The sequence below is a fragment of the Oceanobacillus oncorhynchi genome, from assembly GCF_000821065.1.
Classification (GTDB): domain Bacteria; phylum Bacillota; class Bacilli; order Bacillales; family Amphibacillaceae; genus Oceanobacillus; species Oceanobacillus oncorhynchi.
In genome coordinates this window covers 4,453,945-4,478,040 of the sequence record NZ_CDGG01000001.1, presented here as the reverse complement: position 1 = coordinate 4,478,040, position 24,096 = coordinate 4,453,945, and the positions used below count along the sequence as shown (strand labels likewise).

The following is a 24,096-nucleotide window of genomic DNA, read 5'->3' as shown; positions in this document are numbered from 1 at the left end:
TGATCGTTCCGTTGTTCATTATGTTTTCATGTACCATCGCTCCAGCAGCAGAGAGTTACACGATACACCTTTATAAGCTGAAACTTACAAAGGAACAAAATGAGTGCAAGCGTCGACTCACTTAGGCCACTTTATTATTTTACACAAATTATAGTATATAATTTACATATACGCTTGTCAACATAAAATTAACATAGAGTTAAATAAATCAGGCTAAATTAGAGTGAAATTAACAAAATGTTAAGTTAGAATATTTTTTTCTCTAAGAGCAAAAATGATTTATTATGCATTCGAATCCGTTATAATGAATATATCTACAGTTACCATTTATAGTGAAAAAGGACGTTTATAAATGTTTCTCAAGCTGTGCAACAAATTTTTCTAAATTATCTTGATCGATTGCATCGAATCTGTCATAAATCGGACTGTCGATATCCAAAACACCGATAATTTCCTTATTGCGGGAAATAGGGATAACAATTTCGGACTTTGAAGCTTCGTCACAGGCGATATGACCAGGAAATTGATGGACATCTGCTATACGCTGTGTTTTATTTTTAGAAACCGCAGTACCGCAAACTCCTTTTCCAAAAGGGATACGAATGCAGGCAGGAAGTCCTTGAAAGGGGCCGAGCACTAATTCTTCGTTTTCGGTTAAGTAGAATCCAACCCAGTTAACTTCATCTAAAAATTGGTTGAGCAGAGAGGAAGCATTTGCTAATAGCGCGGTTTGATTTGATTCTCCTGTGGATAGTGCGTCCAGTTGTTTAATAAGAAGCTCATAGTCTTTTGTTTTTTCTCCAGAATAATCAAGTTGTTGAAACATGATGTATTACCTCCTAAAAGTTTATAGTAAAAGCGTGACAAATAATGACATATTGAAATTTATTGTCGATAATCGATTAAAGGATTTATCCCTTTCTTTGTCGTATGAATAGAGTAAGGAGTTGAAAAGAATGAAAAATAATATAACGAAGCAAAAAGTAGTTGATGCTGCTTCCTCCCTATTCTTTCAAAAAGGATTCCATGGCACTTCTGTGCGCGATATTGCAGAGCGGGCCTCTGTGAATGTTTCCTTGATCAGCTATTATTTTAAAGGGAAGCAGGGCCTTTTAGAATATGCTGTAACAAACTATTATGAAGCATATTTAGAAAAAATAGAAGAATCACTGGAAAAAACAGAAGCTGATGCTGCAATCTATCGATTAAATGAATTAATTTTTACAATTATACATTATAAGCAAATGCATCATCAATTAACATGTTTTATTCAGCGCGAATTATCTCTTGATTCCGTGTTTGTCAGAGAAATGACCGTCACCTATCTGGCGAAAGAAAACTATTATTTAAAAGCGCTGTTTCAGGAAACAATTGGTAAAAGCGTCGGACAGGAAGAGAAGCACTATTTATTTATGCAGCTGAAGGGGATGCTGATTACCCCTTATATTTTGCATTCAGATTGGAAGGACCAAATTGTAGGGGAATTTGCTCATGAACAATTTGTTAAAAAGTATACGAAAAGTATACAAAAATGGATACAGTTTAATACGGACGTGAGGATAGGAGGGGAGATTCAATAATAAAAAATATGTCTTTTTCTCCGTATTACAATAAAAAGTTGTTGAATCGATAAGAAAAATGTATTTTCTTTAGCCAAAAGGGCGGAATACATGATATTATAAAGGATATATTATTGTGATTTTTATAATTGTTGATATATTTATATAGAGGTTTATTGGTTGGGAGGCAAAGTATGGCTGTCGTAGTAGGGATTATTTTAGCGATTATTGTATGTTTAACCGTTGCTTTAATTGTAAGAAAACGAGTTTACGATCATGTGGACCATATAGAAAAATGGAAATTAGATATCACGGATAGAGATGTAGCAAAACAGATTGGGCAGATTAAAGCATTGAATCTTTCTGGAGAGACCTTAGAGAAATTTGAAGCCTGGAAAGAAGAATGGGAAAAAATCGTAACAAAATCCTTGCCTGACGTAGAAAAATATCTTGTGAATGCAGAGGAAGCAGCTGACCGTTTTCTTGTGCCGAAAGCAAACAAGATTTTAAAAGAGGCGGAAAGTCATCTGGGGAAAACAGAAGAAGAAATAAAAGAAATTATTGCAGAGTTAGAGGAATTACTTCGTGCAGAGGCAAATGGACGTGAAAGCGCGGAGGAATTAAAGCCTAGAATCAAAGGATTAAGAAGCATGCTTTCCCAATCCAGATACCAGTATGGCAAGGCTGAAAAGGAATTTGATAAAGAAATTGATGCATTGGAACTGATGCTGGAGCAGTACGATGAATTTGTGAATGATGGTGATTATTTAAAAGCAGATGAAAGCATTCAAGAGCTAAAGGAAAGTACTCAAACGGTAGAGAATAAATTAGAATTATTCCCTGATTTGCTCAAACAAGTAAAGCAGGATATGCCGTCACAATTAACAAATCTTTCCGCCGGTATGAAAGAGATGAAGGAAAATGGATACCGGATTAAACACTTAGGTTTTGAAAAAGAAATTATTACATATCAGGAACAATTGAGAAATCTGGAATCTCAGCTGGAAACAGCAGATATAACAGAAGTTGAAGAGCAGCTTCAGCAAATGGAGACCCGTATTTCAGAAATGTACGAAGCGCTGGAAGGGGAAGCAATTGCTAAAAATTATATAGAGAAGAAAGCTCCGGAGTATGAAGATTCAGTAAAACAAATAAGTGCTACGTATGAAGCAGCAACACTGGAAATTGAAGAAATCCAAAAAGCTTACCACGTAGAAGACGATGATATGGAACGTTTCCAAACCATGGGTAAAGCGATCAAGGCTTTGAAAAATCATGTAGAAACAATAGAGCAGAGTATAGATGATGACAAACAATCTCATTCTGAATTGAAAAAAGGAATTGAAGAAGGCTTTAAGAAGATTGAAGAGCTGGAAGAGGAACATGAATCGTTTAAAAAGTCTATCGCAAATTTACGGAAAGATGAACTGGAAGCAAGAGACAAGCTGGAAGAAATGCACGGCCAGCTTGCAGAGTTGAATCGAAAGCTGAAAAAGAGTAATATACCAGGAGTGCCAAGTTATATTTGGACGCGTTTTGAAACAGCATTGCAAAAAAACAATAAAGTAATGGAAGCATTAGAAACCTACCCTCTGGATATGAGCAGCGTACAGCACGCATTGACGGAAGCAAAAAGCTCGATTGATCAAGCTTATGAACAGGTGGATATGATGTTGGATCAGGCTTACTTGACGGAGCAGGTGATTCAATATGCAAACCGCTACAGAAGCCAAAATTCAGAGCTGGATCATAAGCTGAAGGAAGCTGAAAGGCTATTCCGTAATTTTGAATATGAGCTTTCTTTAGAGCATGCCGCCAATGCAGTAGAAGAGGTAGAACCCGGTGCTTTAAAGAAAATAGAAACGTATCAAGAGGAAAGAAACAATTAAAATAACTTTTAACAAATGGTAAGTTCCTTAGATTTTTCCGCTACGATAACATAAGAAATATAAGATGAAGGCTGTCGCTAAGAATGAAATACTTATTGCTTAGGTCAGCCTTACATTTTTGTTTATGCAAAAAGATTTAATGTAAGAAGGTGCAAATATGATATATTTTGATAATAGTGCGACGACGAAGCCGCATTCAGAAGTCGTAGATAGTTTTACAAAAGTGTCCGCTAACTACTTTGCCAACCCCTCATCCATACATCCTTTAGGGGGACAAGTTGAAAAGCTGCTGGAGGCAGCCAGACAGCAGGCAGCGGATTTAATTGATGTGCCGAGAGAAACGATCATCTTTACCTCTGGAGGGACAGAAGGAAATAATACTGCCATCAAAGGAGTTGCCCTGGAGCATCAATCACGCGGCAAACATATTATTACCACTGGAGCAGAGCATCCATCGATTCATGATACTTGCGGGAGTCTGGAAAAACTGGGCTTTGAAATTACCTATTTACCTGTGACAGAAAATGGAACTGTTTCTGCAGCAGATGTAGAAAAAGCCATTAGAAAAGATACCATCCTTGTTACTATGATGCAGGTGAATAATGAAATTGGTTCGATTCAACCGGTTGAAGAAATTGGGACTGTTTTGAAAAAATATCCGAAAGTATTATTTCATGTGGATGCCGTACAAGGTTTAGGGAAGGTTCCTTTGAAACTTACGGGTTCTGGCATTGATATATGTACCTTTTCCGGTCATAAAATTCATGGTCTAAAAGGAACCGGACTTCTGTATGTCAATCATACAGCGAAATTATATCCGCTTTTGCATGGCGGAAGTCAAGAATCGGGTATTCGTTCAGGAACAGAGAATGTAGCAGGCGCTGTTTCCTTTGTAAAAGCATTGCGGTTAATCAAAGAAAAGGAAAGCAGTCAAAAGGATAATGTTTTAAAAAGGCTGCATGATAAGCTTATAAATGAACTTCATCAGATGGAGGATGTAGAAATTAACAGTCCGGAAGATGGTGCGAATCATATTGTTCATTTTTCCGTTCCTGGAATCAAGCCGGAGGTTATTATCCACAGTTTAAGCCAGAAAGAAATATATATTTCAACAAAATCTGCTTGTTCCTCCAGGGATTTAACAGAAAGCCATGTGCTCGTTGCCTGCGGAAAACCAAATGAAGTTGCTTCTTCCGGCTTACGGGTAAGCTTTTCTTATGAGAATACGGAAGCAGAAGCGGCAATTTTTGTAGAGGAATTAAAAAAAGCAATTCAACAATTTAAAGAGGTATTGAGGTAGATAATATGCAATATGATCATATATTAATTCGTTATGGAGAGTTAGCATTAAAAGGAAAAAATGCCAAGCAGTTTATATTAAAGCTTCATGATAATATACACCAGAAGGTAAAAGAGTTTGATGGTGTGAAAGTAATGCGGACACAAGGGAGAATGTTTGTCCTGCTAAATGGCAATCCGCCGGAGCCAATCATTGAAAAACTACAAAACGTTTTTGGCATTCATAGCTTAAGTCTGGCAATTCGTGTAGAAAACGATGTGGAAGAGATAAAAGAAGCGGCTCTCTATGCATTAAAGCGGGAGCCGAATGCGAAAACATTTAAAATGAGCGTTCGCCGAACAAAAAAAGATTTCCCAAAGCATTCGGGAGAAATGAATCATATCCTGGGCAGTCATTTATTAACGAATACGGAGGATATTACCGTAGATGTACATGACCCTGATTTGGAAATTAAAGTAGAGATACGTAAGGAAGCAACCTATATTACGAGCGGAACCATCAAGTGCCGGGGCGGATTGCCAGTCGGAACTTCAGGAAAGTCGCTGCTGCTGCTTTCAGGAGGAATTGACAGCCCGGTGGCCGGATTGTTAGCAATGAAAAGAGGCGTACATTTAGAAGCAATTCATTTTCATTCTCCGCCATTCACCAGTGAACGCGCGAAGCAGAAGGTGCTGGATTTAGCGAAGCAGTTGACGACATATGGGAAATCAATCAAAGTGCATATTGTTCCATTTACCAAATTACAGCAGGAAATTTTTAGAGAGATGCCGAATGATTATGCGATGACTATTATGCGCCGTGTGATGTTTCGTGTCAGTGAGGAGCTTTGCAAGCGCGAAGGAATCTTATCCTTGACTACAGGAGAGAATCTTGGGCAGGTGGCAAGTCAAACCATGGACAGCATGCACACCATTAATGAAGTGACCAATTACCCTATTATCCGCCCATTGATTGCGATGGATAAAGATGAGGTTATTCGAATTGCGCAGGATATCGGCACATATGAAACATCGATATTACCGTATGAAGATTGCTGTACAATCTTTGTGCCGAAATCTCCAAAAACAAAGCCGAAGCGGGATAAAGTGAATTTCTATGAATCGAAATACGATTTTACTCCGTCCATTGAAGAAGCGATAGAGGGAATAGAAACCATAAAAGTAACCGAGAAGACCTTGTTTAATGAGGATTTTACAGACCTTTTCTAAGTAATATCTCAACTTTCGCACCTAAGAATAAGCAAATATATCTTGCTATTCCAGGAGGAACATGTTCTCCATTACCATGCTTGCATTTTAGTGAAATATCCGGCCAACCACTCCGCTTTCCGACGTACAAATGTTTTCGATGGGACGAGTAATCGTAGTCCCAGGACGTGCAAGTGCAGGCGTTGTGACAGGAGTCACGGGCTTAGCCTGCAAACCACTTAGGAGTCTGCGTGGTTGGCCTGTGCTCTGATAGGATTCTGCAGTGAATGAAAGAAATAACATCTCAATGAGTTGGATGAAATAGCAGCTTTCGTCTGAACAACCCAATCATAACAGCATGGATATGAAATAAAGAGGATAGCTTCGATGTACAGAAAGGAATCTTGGTCGAACATTTTACCATACAGCATGAAAAATATGTTCTATCTGATTAAACATCTATTTGGTGAGGTGTTTTCCATGTATAGAATATCCTACTAGCGGAGGAAAAACACGGAGACTCCTATGGGAAAGCGCAATGGTCTTCTGCGGGGCGAGTAATCGCAGTCCCAGTGGGAAGACCCCGCAGAAAAAAGCGAACTTCTTTTTTTGAGGAGGCTGAGCGCAAGCCCATGGAAAGCGTAGTGTTTTTCCGCAGCGGTGCTTTACACTTCACCTTCTATTCTTTGTCAAGGAAGTTATCCAAGGAACAATCAACTCCTGTTTCTATAGAGATAAAGTTACTTTTTAATGTGCGAAAGTTGAGTAATATAAAAAGGACATGCACAAGAAAAAATTACCATAAAAACAAATGCATGTTTCTCCCCTGCTTGGTGCAATCTATAGTTACCAAGGAGGTGAACAACATGGCAAACAATAACTCAAATCAATTAGTTGTTCCAGGAGTGCAACAAGCACTTGATCAAATGAAATACGAAATTGCTCAGGAATTTGGTGTTCAACTTGGTCCTGACTCAACTTCTCGTGCTAACGGATCTGTTGGTGGAGAAATTACGAAAAGATTAGTAACAATGGCTGAGCAACAATTTGGTGGAACTAAATAAATAACATGATTGGCTGGCTGCCTCCGCTGATGCGGGGGCAGCCTTTATATTTGGATCTGATAAAAAACCTGCCGCAGCTTATTAGTGCAGTGCGCGGCAGGTTTTGAATTATTTTATTAAGGAGAATTTCCCCTGGAACTGCAGCTGAGTGAAGTTACGTTTTATAAAAAAGTACGTTGTATACGATTCCAGAAAGTGTTGTTTGACATTCTGACGGTTTTTATAACGGTGTTGTCCATTTCGATGTCTACATGACGAATGCGCTGTACAGGCCATGCTTCATTATCGAGACTGATAATTGGATAATCATTGCCGTCTTGAATGACTTCCAGCTGCAGTCTTCTATTCTGATTTAATATAAAAGAGGATCCTAATGTACGATAATTATTATTATTTAAAGAGGCGACTTCAGAAACTTGAAAGCTTGACAGTAACGGGTCGATAACTGCCCCGTGAGCTGATTTGGAGTAGCCTGTACTACCTGTAGGAGTAGATACTACCATGCCGTCACCCCGGAATGTTTCAAAATGTTCATCGTCTATTTTAACATCGATAACAATCGTTTTAATAATACTGGAGCGCAGAGATACTTCATTTAAGCAATAAAAAGCTTTTTCTCCATTCACACTCACTTTAATTGTTGGAAAACGGCGGACTTCTATTTTATTATTTGTGACCGCATCAATCATTTCTTCAAATCTGGTTATACTAAAATCACAGTATAATCCAATTTGATCCCCATCCGCGATACCTGTATAGATGCAATCCTGGCGGAAACCGGTGCGGCGAACTGCCTGCAAAAAGGTGCCATCTCCGCCAATACTGACAATAATAGACGCATCTTTAGATTCGTTCACGACATTCAAACCATTTTGTTCCGCCAGCGATTTCAGGTGATTTGTTTTTTCGCCTTCCTGTCGAGGGTGGTAATAAAAGAAAATGTTATTTCGATTCTGCATATAATAACCTCCAAACAAAATATAGTGGCACTGTACGCTTCTGTCAGTCTGCTCTATCCATGATATAGAGCCGTCATGTTGTCAGACAGGAACGGATGAGCTGCTTTTTATTTCAAAAGGAAGTGCAAGAGCACCATCCTCCTTTAGAAATAAGCATTTTCTATCTTTATCATAACATTTTCTAGCTGGTATTTCTCTTTAGAATATGAACAGATAGTGAATGGTATAGGAAAGGGAACCAATTGAAAATACACATTCAGGAGCGCTGATTATGGATAGTTTATACATTATTTTAATTCTTATCGCAGGAATAGTTTTTTTCATCGCTTTTTTCCTGCAAAGTAAATGGATTATTAAAATTAAATATCAATTTCCGGAAATGCGTGATGCACAGATTTCTGTCTATCTTTATAAATGGTGTGTGATCAGGCAGAAGAATTTACGTATATCAAACCAGGCAGAGATGGAAAAAGGATTTATCCATTTTTATAAGCTGTTGCGGGAGAAAAAGCTTCATGTTTTAAAAGAAATACGATTACAAGCTTTATTAAAGGAATTGCAGGTGCTTGAATTTAAATGGCAGACCAAAGGAGGAACAGGGAATGCCTTTACTACTTCTATCACCAGCGGGACAATGTGGGCTGTAAAAGGGTGGCTGGTCGGTTACCTTTCACAGCACCTTCAGCTTTGCGGGAAACCGCAAATTAATGTTCAGCCGGATTTTCAAAGTGCCCGTCTTGAGACTGCTTTTTCGTGTATGATTTCCTTCCGCTTAGGAAAAACTATTCTAGGAATCATGCGTGTATTGAAAATAAAGGAGGTAAGAAAATGACAGAACATCCAATAGAAGGTTTGATGTCTAGCGCAATGAAAAATATACAAAAGATGGTTGAGGTAAATACAATTGTAGGAGAGCCTTTAAAAGCACCCGATGGGACTGTGATTATTCCTGTTTCCAAGGTTGGTTTTGGTTTTGCGGCGGGCGGAAGCGAATTTATGCCGTCAGAATTAAAGGCAGATGATGTGGAAGAGCACGAAATTCCATTTGGCGGCGGAAGCGGGGGAGGAGTATCGATTACACCGGTTGCTTTTCTCGTATTAAAAGAAGGAAAGATGGATTTGGTTCATATGGATCAGCATACACATCTGTATGAAAAATTAATTGATTTACTGCCAGAGCTGCTGCAGCGATCAAATATGCTGAAAAAAGAAAAAAGTGGCGAAAAGAAAGTAGAGCAGCATCATCATAAAAAAGATGAAAAAGAACGGGTAAAAACTTCAGAGAAGGAGCCTGAAAAGGAAAAGGGAGAATTAGAATCGATTCTTACCCGTTTTGAAATATAGATTGTCTACAATAGCTATAATTGGACAGTTTGTATAACAAGCCCCATAATAGGAATTGAATGATAATAGTAAAGATGGGGAGGAGAAATATCATGCCAAAACAAACTACATTTAAACAAGAACCCGTTACATTATTAGGAGAAGAACAAAAAGCAGGGAACAATGCTCCTGACTTTACGGTACTTGCAAATGATTTATCTGAGAAAACATTAGCTGATTACGAAGGAAAGGTGAAACTAATCAGTGTTGTGCCTTCTTTAGATACTGGTGTATGTTCCGAGCAGACTCGTCGTTTTAATGAGGAAGCAGCCAGCCTGGATAATGTATCGGTACTTACAATCAGCATGGATTTGCCATTTGCTCAAAAACGCTGGTGCGGTGCAAATGGGATTGAAAACGTAGAAACATTATCTGATCATCGCTCCGCAGATTTCGGCGAGAAGTATGGTGTGCTTATTGAAGAGCTTCGTTTATTAGCCCGTTCCATTTTCGTTGTGGACGAAAATAACAAAATTACTTATGTGGAATACGTTTCAGAAGTATCAGACCATCCGGATTATGATGCGGTATTGGAACATTTAAAATCAAAATAATAAAAAAAGCATGGTTTCCGCTTGAACTGTGCCCCGTCAAGTAGACAGTAAAAAAACAAAAACTCTATGCAACAGCCTGGTCCCGATATTCCAACGGTGTCAGGCTGTTTAATTTCTCCTGGTAACGTTCTTTATTATAAAATTGGATATATCGATCAATATCCTCTACTAATTCTTCAAAGCTCTTATATCGTTTTAAATCATAAGATTCACTTTTAAAATGGCCAAAAAAGCTTTCTACAGGCGCATTATCAATACATTTCCCAACACGGGACATGCTGCGTGTAATCTCGGCTTTTGTTGTCACCAAACGATATTCCCTCGATGTATATTGCGAACCCCGATCACTATGCAGTAAAGGCGTGGCACCTGGATTTGCTTCCAGTGCTGCTTTAATGGTTTCCATAACCAGCTCATTATTGTTATAATAACCAACCTTATAGGCAACAATCGAACCATCATAAAGGTCTTTAATGACGCTTAAATAAGCTTTATGACTCAAGCTGTATTTTAAATGTGTGATATCCGTTACCCATTTCTGATTTGGCTTGTCTGCCGTAAATTCCCGGTTCAAAATATTCTCCTCAATGTTGACGTAGCTTGTTTTGGTAGAATATCCATTCGAACGACGGATAAATGATTTTAAGCCTAATAAAATCATCAAACGACGAATGCGCTTCAGATTATATCGTTTTCCGTATTTGCGATCAATCACCATTCTGATTCGCCGATAGCCATAGATTCCTCCGTACTGTTTAAAAATCATTTGGATTTTCTTGATTAGCCATGCATTTTCGTCTTCTTGTTCGCCTGGTATGTGATGCAGCCACTTATAATATCCAGAGCGGGACACCTTTAAAATATCGCATAGTAATTGAATCGGCGTGCCTGTTTCTTCATGATAGGCATGAATGGCTTCAAATGCCGGGACTTGTTTCCTTAATCGTTCGATCCTCTCCTTTCGATTTCCTCTAACTTTTTTAAGAGACCAGCTTCTGCCTCCAAATATTGATTACGGTGTTCTAATTCCTTAATCCGAAGCTTTAATTTTTCTTCTTCCGTTAGATTTGGCTTAGTTTCTAATGTCTTCCCGCGGCGGTCCTGAAGAGCCTGCTCTCCGTCTTTCTCATATTTACGAACCCAGCTATAAACCTGTTGATAGGAAACTTTATACTTCTCCGCTGCTTGATGATAATTGGAATCATTGGCAATCGCATATTGGACAATCTCTATCCGTTCTTTGAATGTGGTTTTACGTCCTTCGCTCATTTTAACGCTTCCTTTACTAGTGGATTTTATTGCTTTACCACTAGTATAAAGCTTTATCCAACGACGTAAAACGGAAGTGGACGAAATATTAAATTGTTCACATGTTACCTTGAGGCTATTTTCTTGTTCAAGATAGAACGCTACAGCCTGTCTTTTTAATTCCTCTGGGTACTGTTTCCAATTCCTTGACTCCTTCAATCCATCTATCCCATTACTTTTATATTTACGAACCCATTCTTTCACCGTATTTTCATACATTTCATATTTTCTTGCGATAGCACTAATCGGTTTCTTTTCTTCCGTCACCTTTTGTACAATCTCCATACGTTCTTCTAGCGTATGTTTGGTTATTCTTTTAGACATTAAAAATACTCCCTTCCTAGTAGGAGAGAATTTTTATTATTTCTCTGTCTACTATAAAGGGAGCATATCAGCTTGGGACCATGCTTTTTTTATTGGTTATTCTACGGATTCAAATAATGGAATCATCTTTTGTGTTGCTACATCCAATAATCCTAAATCAGTAATTCGTACTTCAGGGATGACAGTTAAGGTTAAAGAAGATAATGCCATCGAAGGAGAGCGTCTGCCAACCTTTACTCCCATGGAATCTGCTGTTTGATTAAAGGAATCAATTTTTGGTGCAAGCTCTTCCACAGGTTCCGCTGCCATTAATCCGGCAATCGGCAAGTTAACTTGTGCTTTGACTTCTTGATTAGATACAAGGCAAAGTCCGCCGCCGGAAGCTTCTAATTGCTTGGCAGCTAGAAGCATATCCTTTGTATTTTTTCCAACAACGACAAGGTTATGGCTGTCATGCGCAATCGTAGTAGCATAAGCTCCTTCTTTTAATCCAGCATTTTTCAATATACCTACAAATGGTTTTCTACCTTGCCCATGTCTTCCAGTTACTGAAACATATAGGCAATCCTCTGGGAGAGATGAAATAACCCCATTTACAGCTTCCAGTTCCACCGTTCTTTTCTGTGTAGTACCGATTGGAAGCATCTCCATCGTATTGATTCTTACTTTTCCGTTCTGTACGGGTGAAGTAATTTGAAAATCTTCTTCTGTTAATACAGGGATGGAAACTGTATTTTTTGTTAGTGGCGGTACTTCACTGGATAGGGTTTCTGTTAAATGCTTCTCCTCCACCAATTGTTTTCCTTCGACAAATACATCGTTGATATCCATCTCATCAAGGGAGTTGACAAGGGAGAAGCTGGCGATATAGCCGGAGGCAATCGCTCCCTGATCTCTCAATCCGAAACGGACCGCACCATTTAAACTTGCATAGCGAATTGCTAATGGTGCGGGAATTCCTTCTTCAATACAGCGGCGGACGACCCGGCTCATTTGTCCGTTTTTCAGCATATCACTAGGTTCCACATCATCTGTACACATGGCAATATTGGAAGCGTAAGGAAGAACCTTCCATGCTTCTGCAGCAATGTCAGCAAATTGGCTGACACTGGATTCCCGGATATAGATCAGCATGCCAGCCCTTAATTTCTCAATAATTTCATCTGATTTACGGCTTTCATGATCTGTATTTACTCCAGCAGCAAGGTAGGCGTGCAAATCTTTTCCTGATACTCTTGGCAGATGGCCTTCGTTCAGCTTATTTTTTTGCAGACCAGCTTCCACAATGCCTGCCATTCGATCATCTTGGTTAATGACACCGACATAATCCATGACTTCAGCAACACCGACTGCTTCCGGCAAGTCTAATAGTTCATTAATATCTACCGGACCAAATGCTGCCCCAGCTGTCTCCACACCTGGGACCGCTGGTACGCAAGAAGGAATGGTAAGTAAGAATTGTACGGGCAGATTTCTGCTGGCGGCTGCCATGTATTCCACACCTTCTTTTCCAAGGACATTTCCGATTTCATGCGGGTCGATAACTGCTGTTGTGGTGCCATGACGTAAAACTTCGCGGGCAAACATGTCTGGTGTAACCATTGTGCTTTCGATATGCACATGACAGTCAATCAATCCTGGAATGGCATATTTTCCTTTTGCATCGATTTCTTTTTCACCCTCGATAGGAAAGGAAGGTTTGCCATTTTCATACGCAGCAATTGCACTAAAACGATTTTCTTTTATGCCGATATCGGCAGGATATACTTCTGCAGTAAATACGTTAACCAGCTGTGCATTCCGGATAACTAAATCCATTTTGATATCTCCGCGTGCTGCAGCTACGATTTGGTTGCGACTATATTTCATCATTTTTTTCCTCCTTGTGTTGCTTTATTCTGCTAAGGTTATAAAATAAATAATCAATGGGATAACAAGAACAAACAGTCCCGGATGAACTTCTTTTATCCGGCCAGACAAGCTTTTTACAACAACATACATAATAATACCGGCAGAAATTCCGTTTCCGAAATTAAAAGTGAAAATGGTGATTACGATGGTAATAAATGCCGGCAATGATTCCGTAACTTCTGTGAAATCAATGTTTTTAACAGAAGAAAGCATGGTTAACCCAACTAAAATCAAGGCTGGAGCTGTTGCTTCTGTAGGAATAATCATAATAATCGGCGTAACGAATAAGGTTGCTAAAAATAAAATTCCTGTAGAAACAGCAGTTAATCCAGTACGGCCGCCTGCTTCGACGCCAGCTGCAGATTCCACATAGGTTGTCATGACAGGGACAGAGAAGAAGGAGCCCAAGGTGGTACCGCCTGCATCCACTAAGAAAGGCTTATCAATATTCGGCAGGTTTCCATTCTTGTCCAGCATGTTCCCTTTTCCAGCAACACCCAGCATGGTGCCGAGGCTGGAGAAGAAGTCCGGTACGAAAAAGGCCAGCATAAATGGGAAATATGCCATTTTTAATGCATCCATGATATTTAATTGAAATAATACTGGTCCCGGACTTTCAGGTAATGAAAATATGGATTCAGGAAGCTGAGTTACTCCCATTGGAATACCAATAATGGTTACAAGCGCAATTCCGATTAATAAATGTCCGCGCACATTTCGTGCTAAAAGAACACTCATAATGAGAAATCCAATTAAAGCGAGTATAGCACTGGGGGAGCTGACATCGCCTAATTGCAGAGAATTTGCACCCTCATCAGCAACCACCAGCCCCGCATTTCGAAAACCGATGAGTGCAATAAATAAACCGACACCTGCACCAATAGACAATTTGATTGCCGGCGGAATAAGGCGAACTATCAATTTTCTTAAACCGAAGATGGTAAATAATACGAATAGGATACCTGAGATAAATACCATACCCATCGCGGTTTGCCAAGGAATTCCTTCAGCGAGAACCAAAGTGACTGCTAAAAAAGCAACAGAGCCCAGGCCGGGAGCAAGGGCAAACGGACGGTTACTGTATAACCCCATTAGTATAGTGACTATTCCTGTCATCAGGATGACGGAAACAGTAATAGGCCCTACAGGCATCCCCGCTTCCTCCAGCATTCCAGGAACAATGATAAGAACGTATAGCATGGTCATAAACACAGTTAATCCTGCTGTCAATTCTGTTCGTGTATCTGTTTTGTTTTCCGTTAAATGAAAGAATTGATTAAGTTTGTTAGAAAACTTCATAAGATGACGATCTCCTTCTAAATGAATTGTTGGATGTGTCTCGTAAAATAAACAAAGTTCGGAAAAAACAGGATATCCCTGTATTTCCGAACTTTGTAAGTTAAAGTTATGTGTAACAGAATTGTACCAATTCAAAACCCAAATAAATGCTATAGTTAACATAGACTTTAACTACGTAGTCCGGTTCTTTGACGGGAACCAGGTAGAAACGCTCAGACCATATTACTGAGAATATACGAGTTAAATACACTTAAGTTACTATAGCAGACAGTGGTTGAAATATCAACATAAAAAATGAACGTTTTGAGGAAAAATAGATTTATTGTTCGTGTTTTCTGGGTAAACTGCTAACATATAAGAATATGTAAGAGAAATTCCTTTTACATCTGTCTCAAGTATTGTTAAAATAGAAAGTTGTCAGCTTGGATAGGAGGACATGCCATGGAGCAATCAAATGTTGAGAAATTATTTAAATCTATAGATGAAGTTACTGAAATCATACAAAATGCAAAAAATGAAACCTATCTGGAAAGTTTGATTATCGCTTTAAATATCATCTTAGATGATGGAGCTCAAGATGAGTTAGACGATGTTACAAAGCACAAGGTTTCAAAACCGGTTCAAACAGTTAATGAAGAAGAATTTGATGCAGAAACGTATCGAAAAGCGTTAAGCCTGTCTATTTTAAAAGGGATGAAAGGGGCTTCGCAACAGCAGCATTTAATGACGCCTGATACAGTCGGCTTTTTAATCAGCTACCTGACAAATAAGCTGATTGATAAAAAAGGGCAAATAAGTCTTTTTGACCCGGCTGGCGGGACAGCTAATCTGCTTACCATCGTCTTGAATCAATTGGAAAATCCTTTTAAAGCATATGCTTCTGAAGTCGATCCCGCGTTGATAGAGCTGGCTGTGTTAAATGCCAATTTGCAGAAAAAAGAAATCAGCTTTTATCATCAAGACAGTTTACGGCCTTTCCTGATAGAGCCTGTAGATATGGTTGTCACAGATCTTCCAGTAGGGTATTATCCAGATGATGTGACAGCGGAAGAATATCAATTAAAGGCTGATAAAGGAAATTCTTACGCACATCATTTATTTATAGAGCAGAGTTTGAAATATTTAAAAGAGGGCGGCTTTTTTATCGGTGTTATCCCGGAATTTTTATTTGACAGTGATCAATCGGACAAGCTGCATGCGTTTTTCCAGGAAACTGCACATATTGTCGGAGTCATCCGCTTGCCGGAAACATCTTTCAAGTCAAAAAATCAGGCGAAAAGTGTATTAATCCTGCAGAAAAAAGGGTATGGTACAAAAGAACCGAAGCAGCCGTTACTTGTACAATTGCCTTCATTTAAGAATGCGCAAGCAATGGCAGATATTATCAAACAAATCAATGAATGGTTTACATCCTATCCAAATAGGATTAAATGAAAATATAGGAGTGGAATGAAAATGAGTAATGTATTAGCAATTAATGCGGGGAGTTCATCTTTAAAATTTCAATTGATAAAAATGCCTGAAGAGGAAGTAGCGGCAATCGGCCTAGTAGAAAGAATCGGATTACCAGAATCTGTTTTTAAAATGGAAGCAAATGGAGAAGAAGAAAAAACAGTTACAGATATTCCAGATCATAGTGTAGCAGTAAAAATGTTATTAGATGCTTTAATTTCTCAAGGAATTATTCAATCATTTGATGAGATTGATGCGGTAGGACACCGTGTTGTTCATGGAGGAGAGTATTTCTCTGATTCGGTTTTATTAGATGATGAAGCAATTCAAAAAATTGAGGAAGTATCTGAACTGGCTCCTTTGCATAACCCTGCTAACTTGACTGGAATCAATGCTTTTAAAGAAATTCTTCCAGATGTTCCAATGGTGGCAGTATTTGATACAGCGTTCCATCAGTCTATGCCGGCATCTTCTTATTTATATAGCTTGCCAAGAAACTATTATGAAGACTATGGAATTCGTAAATATGGATTCCACGGAACTTCTCATAAATATGTTTCTGAGCGTGCGGCGGAGCTTTTAGGAAGACCGTTGGAAAGTCTTCGTTTAATTTCTTGCCATATTGGTAATGGCGCCAGTGTTACAGCAATTAAAGATGGGAAATCAATGGATACTTCAATGGGCTTTACACCGCTAGCCGGAGTAACCATGGGGACAAGATCTGGAAATATTGACCCTGCCTTGATTCCTTATATTATGCAGCGTACTGGGAAAACAGTTGACGAGGTATTGCATGTATTAAATAAAGAAAGTGGAATGCTGGCATTATCTGGGTTCTCTAGTGATTTACGTGATATTCAGGATGAAGCAGATACGAATGAACGAGCTGAGCTTGCATTAAATGTGTTTGCTGGGCGTATTCATAAGTATATTGGATCGTATGCTGCTAAAATGAATGGCGTGGATGCAATTATATTCACTGCAGGTGTAGGGGAAAATAGCATTGCTATACGTGAAAAAATTCTTACCGGTTTAGAATTCATGGGCATTTATTGGGACCCAAAACTAAATGATGTTCGCGGGAAAGAACAATTCATCAACTACCCGCATTCTCCAGTAAAAGTAATGGTCATTCCGACAAATGAAGAAGTAATGATTGCCCGGGATACCGTTCGTTTAAGTCAATAACATATACAGCCCAAAAAGCCTTTTTACTCATGAAGCTTATCGAGTAAAAAGGCTTTTTCAATACATTTTTAATAGGAAAATAAAAAGATTCTTAAAAAGTTCTAGCGCGTAACAAGCACGTCGCAGCTGGCATATCTCGTAATGCTTTCAGATACACTTCCAATTAAGAAGCGCTCTACAGCATTCATCCCGGTTGCCCCGCACATGATTAAATCAGCTTCAAAATTAGCCGCTATTTCTTTAGCAATTTTGACTTTAGGAGACCCATATTCAATGCAGCGGACAATATCTGTTAATCCGGCAGCTTCAGCCTGTTTGACGTAATCATCCAATAATTCTTTCGCATACGTCTCTGCTCTTTCGGATAAAGAACGGTCATACGCTTCAGCTGTTGAGAAATTACGAGAGTCCACGACATGAGCAAGAATCAATCGAGCATTATTTCGTTTAGCAACAGCGAGCGACTTAGTAAAAGCCTTTTCAGCTGCTTTCGATCCATCTACTGCGACAACAATATTTTTATATTCCATCATGATTCATCTCCCCTTTCTACTATTATTATATACCTGATTTGTAAGCGTTACAAACGAATAAATGTAAATTACATAACATTTCGAAAAAAAGTCAAAAAAGCAAATGAAATGATTCTAAAATTCGAAAAATGCTTGACAGTCGAGCTTGAAATAATTTCAGAATGAATAAAAAACCCTGGTCTTTTGCAAACCGGGGTTTTGGTAATTGAAAAAACTAAGAAATAATTTGTAATGTTTTTGGATATTTTGTCAGTTCTAAAGGCATGTAATTCGTTGTGAATAACATATCTTCAATTCTTACGCCGCCAATATTTGGAACATAAATCCCCGGCTCAATTGTAAAGCACATTCCCGGTTCAATAGGAAGCGTGTTGTCGCTATGCATGGAAGGATATTCGTGTGTTTCAATTCCCAATCCATGCCCAAGCCGGTGTGTGAAATAGTCACCGTATCCTTGCTCTGTAATATAATTTCTTGCGATTTTATCTAATTCGCCGACTGCAGTGCCGGTTCTGCTTGCATCTATCGCTCTTTCTTGTGCTTCCAACACCGTGTCATATATCTGTTTCTGTTCATCTGAGATATTACCAAAGGCAACAGTCCTTGTAATATCAGAGCAATAACCTTGATAAATAACTCCTAAATCGAAGAGAACGAAACTATTTTTCTCTAACTGCGTTTTATCAGGATTTCCGTGAGGGGAGGCTGTTTTTGAACCGAATAAAGCCATGGTCTGAAAGGACATCTCGCGTATACCCTGTTTTTTTAAGGTGTGCTCAATGGTCGCAACTACCTCTAGTTCGGAGACACCTTCTTTTAAGGCTTCCACACCAGTTTTAACACCTAAATCTGCTAATTCAGCGGCTGTCCGTAATAAATCATGCTCTTTTTTGGTTTTAATTAAACGCAGATTTTGGATAACTGGCGTGGCATCTATATAGGCCGCATCCGGGAAGATTTCTTGAAGCTGGTTATAACGGTAAAGCGTCAGATGGTCTTTTTCCACTGCCATGACAGCTGGTTCTTTTTCTTGTTTCTTTAAGAACGCCTGTAAGGAATGCCAAGGATTTTCATGGTCATAATAGCTTACAATCAAATGCTCCCATCCGGCATTTCTTGCATCATCTTCTTCCATTTTAGGTAATAGAAATATCGGGTCGATTCCGTCCATAACAAGGATTCCGATAACTCTTTCATGCGGATCAGTATAGTATCCGCTTAAATAATATACATTTGCTTTGGAGCTGATAAAACAACTGTCCGCTTGCTGTTTTTTTAGCTCGGCAAATAAATGGTTAATTCTGTCTGACATTATTTTTTGCCTCCTAGTTGATTAGTATTACTGCTGTTTGACATGAATAAATAGTATGCTCTAAAAAAATTATAGCAGATAGAAAGAAAAAATCCGATAAAAATGAAACTTTTTGCGAAATCAATCGTATTTCATACTGTACACGGACCGTACATTACTATTACTTATTCCAAGAGGAGGATTTGTATGTTTCAATTTTTTAATCGAATGAAAACAATTGTCAGTTCAGAACTGAATGCAATGATTGATAAGGCGGAAGATCCGGTCAAGATGTTAGATCAGTACTTGCGGGATATGGGCAAGGATATTGAAGAGGTTGAAGCTGCTGTAGCAAAACAAATGGCCAATGAAAAAATGCTGAAGCGCAAAGCGAATGATGCGAAAGCGATGGTGGAAAAGCGCCAGGAACAGGCTGAAAAAGCAGTAGAAGCAGATAATGAAGAATTAGCGAGAAAAGCATTAGAAGATAAAAGACATCAGGAGAAATCGTATGAGTCTCTACAAGCTTCTTGGGAGCGCGCGGATGAGGATGTCCGAATCCTGAAAGAAAAACTATCTGAAATGAAAAAAGAATACCAAGAAATGAAATTGAAAAAAGACTCCTTAAAGGCACGTGCAGAATCTGCGAAAACAAGAACGAAAATGAACCGTACAATGTCTTCTATCGGCAGCGATCAATCTCGTCAAGGATTTGAAAGAATGGAAGAAAAAGTACTGCAATACGAAGCGGAAGCAGAAACCTCAGAAGATTTAAATGAAAGTGCGCGTACGCTGGATGATGAATTCAAAGAGCTTGAAAATAATAATGGGGTAGATGATGAATTAGCTGCTTTGAAAAAGAAATTTAATAAATAATTGCTGAAAAAGATGCATAGAAATACCTGATAGCGGGAAGACACACTACGAAATCAAAATAATAATCCAAATCGTCAAAGGAGAGATTTTCAGTGAAAGTATCTTTTCATGGACATTCTGTAGTAAAAGTAGATACAGGAAAGCATCGCATCATTATTGACCCGTTTATCAATGGAAATGAAGCATGTGATTTAGATCCGAGTACGGAAAAGGCTGACGTTATTTTGCTGACACATGCTCATAATGATCATGTCGGAGATACAGTGGAAATAGCTAAAAATAACGATGCCTTGGTTGTAGCGCCGAAAGAACTTGCCGATTATATAGCATCAAAAGGTGTGGAGGCACATCCAATGCATATCGGCGGTTCCCGTGAATTTGAATTTGGGAAAGTGCAGCTTACGCAAGCTTTTCACGGCTCATCCTATGAAGAAGAGGATGGAACAGTCATTTACGGAGGAATGCCTGCAGGAATACTTCTTACAGTAAATGGAAAGACAATGTATCACTTAGGAGATACGGCATTGTTTACAGATTTAAAAATGTACGGTGAATTAAATGATATTGATATTGCCTTTATTCCAATCGGTGATAATTTTACGATGGGGCCAAGTGATGCACTGCTTGCAGCTGAATGGGTAAATGCCAAGACAGTTGTTCCTGTGCATTATAATACCTTTCCGCCGATTGTTCAGGATCCGGAAGATTGGGCATCTAAAGTGAAGGCTGGTAATGCCCGCGCAATGAAAGTTGGAGAAACAATCGATTTAACTTCTTAACGTGCGTGTTCAAAAAGTATATATTTTGCTAGAAAACCACAGAGATAGATTATATTCTGTGGTTTTCTGCTGCATAGAAATCATCCTCGCTCATACAATTATAAAAAAGGAGGATGCCAGCCTTGAAAACAAATATTATTCTAAGGTTATTATTAGTTTGCTTTTTTATCTATATTGCATGGCCGATGGTTCCGCAGTCTTCCAGCTCTTTAGAATTCCTCTTTTGGGGGTGCTGGTTATTATTTGCCTTTGTATTTATCGGCGCAAATCTTGCAACACTATTAAAAATGTCCCGGCCCCCGGTTATGGAACAGGAGGGGATAAATAAGAAGAAACTGCGCAGCCATTGAGTTTCTCCTGTATCAATTGTATAATAAGACTAATATGTTTTATATAGTACAGTTGAAAGAGGGTGATGGCAGATGGCGACCAAGCATGAACAGATTTTACAGCATATTTTATCATTGCCAGTTGGAAGCAAGATATCTGTCCGTCAAATTGCGAAAGATTTAAATGTGAGTGATGGGACTGCTTACCGGGCGATTAAGGAAGCAGAAAATCAAGGAATCGTAAGTACGATTGAACGTGTAGGAACGATTCGGATCGAGAAGAAAAAGAAAGATAATTTTGAAGAGCTGACGTTTGCTGAGATTGTTAATATCATTGATGGACAAGTACTTGGAGGCAGAGACGGGCTTCATAAAACACTCAGTAAATTTGTGATTGGCGCCATGCAGTTAAATGCCATGATGCGCTATACGCAAGCTGATTCGCTGCTGATTGTCGGAAACCGTTTTGAAGCGCATAAGCTTGCTTTAGAAGCGGGAGCAGCTGTCCTGATTACAGGAGGCTTCGATACGGATGATTCTATAAAACAGCTTGCCAATGAAAAAAAATTGCCTATTATTTCGACAAGCTATGATACGTTTACAGTTGCGGCTATGATTAACCGCGCGATTTATGATCAATTGATTAAAAAGGAAATTATTTTTGTAGGAGATATTTCAACACCGTTTGAGTCCTCTTATTATTTAGCGGCGAAACAGCAGGTGAAGGATTGGTATATTAATAATGAAGTTTCCTCGCACACACGATTTCCGGTTGTGGACGACCGTATGAAAGTAGTAGGAATGGTTTCTTCGAGAGATATCGTCGGGAAAGACCAAACTACATTTATTGATCGTATCATGAGCCGGAAGCCGTTAGTTGTTCAGGAAAAAACATCTTTAGCCTCGGTTGCACATATGATGGTCTGGGAAGGTATCGAGCTCGTTCCTGTGGTGGATAGTTCGCATGTATTAAAAGGCGTTGTTTCCAGGCAGGACGTATTAAAAGCCATGCAGCAGATCCAGAGACAGCCGCAGGTCGGAGAAACAATTGAAGATATTGTTGCTAACAATATGTCGCAGAATCCGAGTGAGGAAGGGTTGTTTGAAGCGCATGTTATTCCGCAAATGACAAACCATTTAGGAACATTATCACATGGTGTATTTACAGCTCTCATCACAGAAGCAAGTGAAAAAATGATGAAAATAGAGAAGAAAGCAGAAATTTCGATTGAGAATATTACGGTTTATTTCAGCAAGCCGGTACCAATCGACAGTATTTTACTTCTTAAGCCAACACTTTTAGATGTCGGCCGTTTATATGCAAAGATAGATGTAGAAGTAATGCATGGACAAACTACTGTCGGACGGTCATTGATTATGGCGCAGCTGATCAATCGGTAACAGCGTAATTGATTTTTCTTTTGAAGACGAAAAAAACAACTGGAATACGATAATTCCAGTTGTTTGTAACGATCTGATTTGAAAGCTGTGCTTCTATTTTACCTAGTTTGGATGCAATCTTCTCCACTCTTTTTGATAGTGCCGTGCTTCTTTGAATCCACGAATCAATTGCATTAATCCTAATGCAAAGATAACAAGGCCGATAAACAAGCTGAGCTGTGTCAGATAAAGGGAGTATTGATTAATGGAAAAAGCGATTAAAAATGCTCCCAGGCTGGATCTCGCCCGGCCATTAAAGTATTTTTGTGTTAACGTATTTTTCTCTTTGAGGATTGCTACTTTATAATAGATATAAAAGACAGCTGAAATTATAATTATTATTGGAAAGATAACCATTTTAAATGCTCCGCTCCTAATTACATATTGTTTAATGCTACGTTTATTGTACCGTTTTTTTATCAATTAATCTAGGAAAAATCATAACTATATCATCAACAAAAAGGGAGATTGTCATGGAAATTACAAAAATTATTGAAGCGATTGAAGCAAGCGAGAGAATCATTATACATCGGCATGTCCGCCCTGATCCGGATGCAATTGGATCTCAGATGGGGTTAAAAGCATTGATTAGACATTCCTTTCCGGAGAAAGAAGTCTACGCTGCAGGAGAAGATATCCCGTCCCTGACTTTTTTAGCGCAGATGGATGATTTATCAGACGAGCTTTATCAGGGAAGCTTAGTCATTGTCTGTGATACAGCAAACCAGCCGCGGATTGATGATGATCGTTATAATAAAGGAAAACAGCTGATAAAAATCGATCATCATCCGGTCACAGATTCTTATGGAGATATCGAATGGGTGTCTACCGATGCCAGTTCTACTTCTGAGATGATTGTTGGTCTTGCATTGGAAGCGCGTCCCCGGGGCTGGAATTTAAATAATGAAGCAGCCCGTCTCTTATATGCAGGAATCGTTGGGGACACAGGAAGATTTAAATTTCCAAGTACAACTGTGAAAACATTTAAATATGCCGGTGAATTAGTTCGTTATGATTTTGACCGGACAGCTATATATGATGGGTTATACGAGGCGGAGGAAAAAGTATTGCGGTTAAGCGGCCACATTTTACAGCATTTTAAGATGTCTGAGAATGGGCTGTGTGTCATTAAATTAACTGCTGAATTATTGAAAGCATTTGATGTTACTGTGGAGGAATCAAACCAGCTTGTCCAGACGGTAGCAGATGTCAAAGGGATTAAAGCATGGGTATTTTTTATTGAAGAGCCTGACCAAATTCGGGTGCGTATCCGTTCGAAAGGAATTGTAATTAATCAAATTGCTAAGAAATATAATGGCGGAGGACATCCGTTGGCTTCTGGTGCAACCGTATATAACTGGGAGGAAGCAAATCATTTAGCAGCTGATTTAGAAAAAGTGTGCAGGGACGAAGTTTAAAACAGATGTAATTGCTGAAATTGGAGAGATATGAAACCAAGCTAAGGCTGTTA

Annotated in this window: 23 protein-coding genes and 1 riboswitch; of the genes, 15 read left to right on the top strand and 8 right to left on the bottom strand. The window is 38.9% G+C overall.

Annotated features, from left to right (window positions below; all coding sequences use genetic code 11):
* Positions 1-346: 346 nt before the first annotated feature.
* On the bottom strand, positions 347-826 hold the full coding sequence (locus BN997_RS21460; protein WP_042535392.1) for a GAF domain-containing protein: 480 nt from the start codon (positions 824-826) through the stop codon (positions 347-349).
* 130 nt (positions 827-956) lie between these two features.
* Here BN997_RS21460 and refZ point away from each other — a divergent pair, with 130 nt between their 5' ends.
* From refZ to BN997_RS21435, 5 genes are all read left to right on the top strand, one after another.
* Positions 957-1,580 (top strand): forespore capture DNA-binding protein RefZ, encoded by a 624-nt coding sequence (gene refZ, locus BN997_RS21455; protein ID WP_042535390.1) that lies wholly within the window; start codon positions 957-959, stop codon positions 1,578-1,580.
* A 173-nt stretch (positions 1,581-1,753) separates the two neighbouring features.
* A complete protein-coding gene (ezrA, locus tag BN997_RS21450; RefSeq protein WP_042535388.1) occupies positions 1,754-3,448 on the top strand; it encodes a septation ring formation regulator EzrA in 1,695 nt (564 codons plus the stop codon).
* 157 nt (positions 3,449-3,605) lie between these two features.
* Positions 3,606-4,748, top strand: a complete 1,143-nt coding sequence (locus BN997_RS21445; protein WP_042535386.1) for a cysteine desulfurase family protein — start codon at positions 3,606-3,608, stop codon at positions 4,746-4,748.
* A 5-nt stretch (positions 4,749-4,753) separates the two neighbouring features.
* Positions 4,754-5,956, top strand: a complete 1,203-nt coding sequence (gene thiI, locus BN997_RS21440; RefSeq protein ID WP_042535385.1) for a tRNA uracil 4-sulfurtransferase ThiI — start codon at positions 4,754-4,756, stop codon at positions 5,954-5,956.
* Between the two features lie 845 nt (positions 5,957-6,801).
* Positions 6,802-6,999 (top strand): alpha/beta-type small acid-soluble spore protein, encoded by a 198-nt coding sequence (locus tag BN997_RS21435; RefSeq protein ID WP_040979745.1) that lies wholly within the window; start codon positions 6,802-6,804, stop codon positions 6,997-6,999.
* 161 nt (positions 7,000-7,160) lie between these two features.
* Here BN997_RS21435 and BN997_RS21430 read toward each other — a convergent pair whose 3' ends face one another.
* On the bottom strand, positions 7,161-7,958 hold the full coding sequence (locus tag BN997_RS21430; RefSeq protein WP_042535382.1) for an NAD kinase: 798 nt from the start codon (positions 7,956-7,958) through the stop codon (positions 7,161-7,163).
* Positions 7,959-8,229: 271 nt separating this feature from the next.
* Here BN997_RS21430 and BN997_RS21425 point away from each other — a divergent pair, with 271 nt between their 5' ends.
* The 3 genes from BN997_RS21425 to tpx all read left to right on the top strand — a co-directional run bounded on the left by BN997_RS21425 (position 8,230) and on the right by tpx (position 9,895).
* Entirely contained in the window at positions 8,230-8,790 is a 561-nt protein-coding gene (locus BN997_RS21425; protein ID WP_042535380.1) for a DUF2953 domain-containing protein, read from the top strand.
* Positions 8,787-9,302 carry a GerW family sporulation protein gene (ytfJ, locus tag BN997_RS21420; RefSeq protein ID WP_042535378.1) on the top strand — a complete coding sequence of 172 codons (516 nt, stop codon included), beginning with the start codon at positions 8,787-8,789 and terminating at the stop codon, positions 9,300-9,302. The genes BN997_RS21425 and ytfJ overlap by 4 nt, the downstream gene beginning before the upstream one ends.
* Before the next feature lie 92 nt (positions 9,303-9,394).
* Positions 9,395-9,895, top strand: coding sequence for a thiol peroxidase (gene tpx / locus BN997_RS21415; RefSeq protein WP_042535376.1), 501 nt, complete (start codon positions 9,395-9,397; stop codon positions 9,893-9,895).
* Positions 9,896-9,959: 64 nt separating this feature from the next.
* On the opposite strand, the gene BN997_RS22800 is transcribed toward tpx, so the two are convergent.
* The 3 genes from BN997_RS22800 to BN997_RS21395 form a co-directional block, all read right to left on the bottom strand.
* A protein-coding gene (locus BN997_RS22800; RefSeq protein WP_374705763.1) for an IS3 family transposase occupies positions 9,960-11,527 on the bottom strand; the annotation gives its coding sequence in 2 pieces (ribosomal slippage) (positions 9,960-10,882 and positions 10,882-11,527; 1,569 coding nt in all).
* Positions 11,528-11,623: 96 nt separating this feature from the next.
* Complete coding sequence (ade, locus tag BN997_RS21400) at positions 11,624-13,399, bottom strand: adenine deaminase (protein ID WP_042535374.1); 1,776 nt, start codon at positions 13,397-13,399, stop codon at positions 11,624-11,626.
* Positions 13,400-13,420: 21 nt separating this feature from the next.
* Entirely contained in the window at positions 13,421-14,737 is a 1,317-nt protein-coding gene (locus BN997_RS21395) for an NCS2 family permease (protein WP_042535372.1), read from the bottom strand.
* Between the two features lie 155 nt (positions 14,738-14,892).
* Positions 14,893-14,996, bottom strand: a riboswitch (purine riboswitch).
* A 182-nt stretch (positions 14,997-15,178) separates the two neighbouring features.
* Here BN997_RS21395 and BN997_RS21390 point away from each other — a divergent pair.
* Both BN997_RS21390 and BN997_RS21385 read left to right on the top strand, forming a co-directional pair.
* Positions 15,179-16,171, top strand: coding sequence for a class I SAM-dependent methyltransferase (locus BN997_RS21390; protein WP_042535371.1), 993 nt, complete (start codon positions 15,179-15,181; stop codon positions 16,169-16,171).
* A 21-nt stretch (positions 16,172-16,192) separates the two neighbouring features.
* Positions 16,193-17,377 (top strand): acetate kinase, encoded by a 1,185-nt coding sequence (locus tag BN997_RS21385; protein ID WP_042535370.1) that lies wholly within the window; start codon positions 16,193-16,195, stop codon positions 17,375-17,377.
* 101 nt (positions 17,378-17,478) lie between these two features.
* Here BN997_RS21385 and BN997_RS21380 read toward each other — a convergent pair whose 3' ends face one another.
* Entirely contained in the window at positions 17,479-17,910 is a 432-nt protein-coding gene (locus BN997_RS21380) for a universal stress protein (protein WP_042535369.1), read from the bottom strand.
* A gap of 214 nt (positions 17,911-18,124) precedes the next feature.
* The gene (locus tag BN997_RS21375) at positions 18,125-19,222 is read right to left on the bottom strand and encodes a M24 family metallopeptidase (RefSeq protein ID WP_042535368.1); all 1,098 of its coding nucleotides are present in this window, start codon (positions 19,220-19,222) and stop codon (positions 18,125-18,127) included.
* 186 nt (positions 19,223-19,408) lie between these two features.
* On the opposite strand from BN997_RS21375, the gene BN997_RS21370 reads away from it, so the two are divergent.
* From BN997_RS21370 to BN997_RS21355, 4 genes are all read left to right on the top strand, one after another.
* Positions 19,409-20,077 (top strand): PspA/IM30 family protein, encoded by a 669-nt coding sequence (locus BN997_RS21370; RefSeq protein WP_042535367.1) that lies wholly within the window; start codon positions 19,409-19,411, stop codon positions 20,075-20,077.
* A 92-nt stretch (positions 20,078-20,169) separates the two neighbouring features.
* Positions 20,170-20,856 carry a metal-dependent hydrolase gene (locus tag BN997_RS21365; RefSeq protein ID WP_042535366.1) on the top strand — a complete coding sequence of 229 codons (687 nt, stop codon included), beginning with the start codon at positions 20,170-20,172 and terminating at the stop codon, positions 20,854-20,856.
* A gap of 122 nt (positions 20,857-20,978) precedes the next feature.
* Positions 20,979-21,206: a hypothetical protein gene (locus BN997_RS21360; protein ID WP_042535365.1), complete on the top strand. Its 228-nt coding sequence runs from the start codon at positions 20,979-20,981 to the stop codon at positions 21,204-21,206.
* A 72-nt stretch (positions 21,207-21,278) separates the two neighbouring features.
* Complete coding sequence (locus BN997_RS21355; RefSeq protein WP_042535362.1) at positions 21,279-22,586, top strand: DRTGG domain-containing protein; 1,308 nt, start codon at positions 21,279-21,281, stop codon at positions 22,584-22,586.
* 102 nt (positions 22,587-22,688) lie between these two features.
* Here BN997_RS21355 and BN997_RS21350 read toward each other — a convergent pair whose 3' ends face one another.
* A complete protein-coding gene (locus BN997_RS21350; RefSeq protein ID WP_042535359.1) occupies positions 22,689-22,982 on the bottom strand; it encodes a YtpI family protein in 294 nt (97 codons plus the stop codon).
* Between the two features lie 116 nt (positions 22,983-23,098).
* On the opposite strand from BN997_RS21350, the gene BN997_RS21345 reads away from it, so the two are divergent.
* Positions 23,099-24,043, top strand: a complete 945-nt coding sequence (locus tag BN997_RS21345) for a DHH family phosphoesterase (RefSeq protein WP_042535357.1) — start codon at positions 23,099-23,101, stop codon at positions 24,041-24,043.
* Positions 24,044-24,096 lie beyond the last annotated feature (53 nt).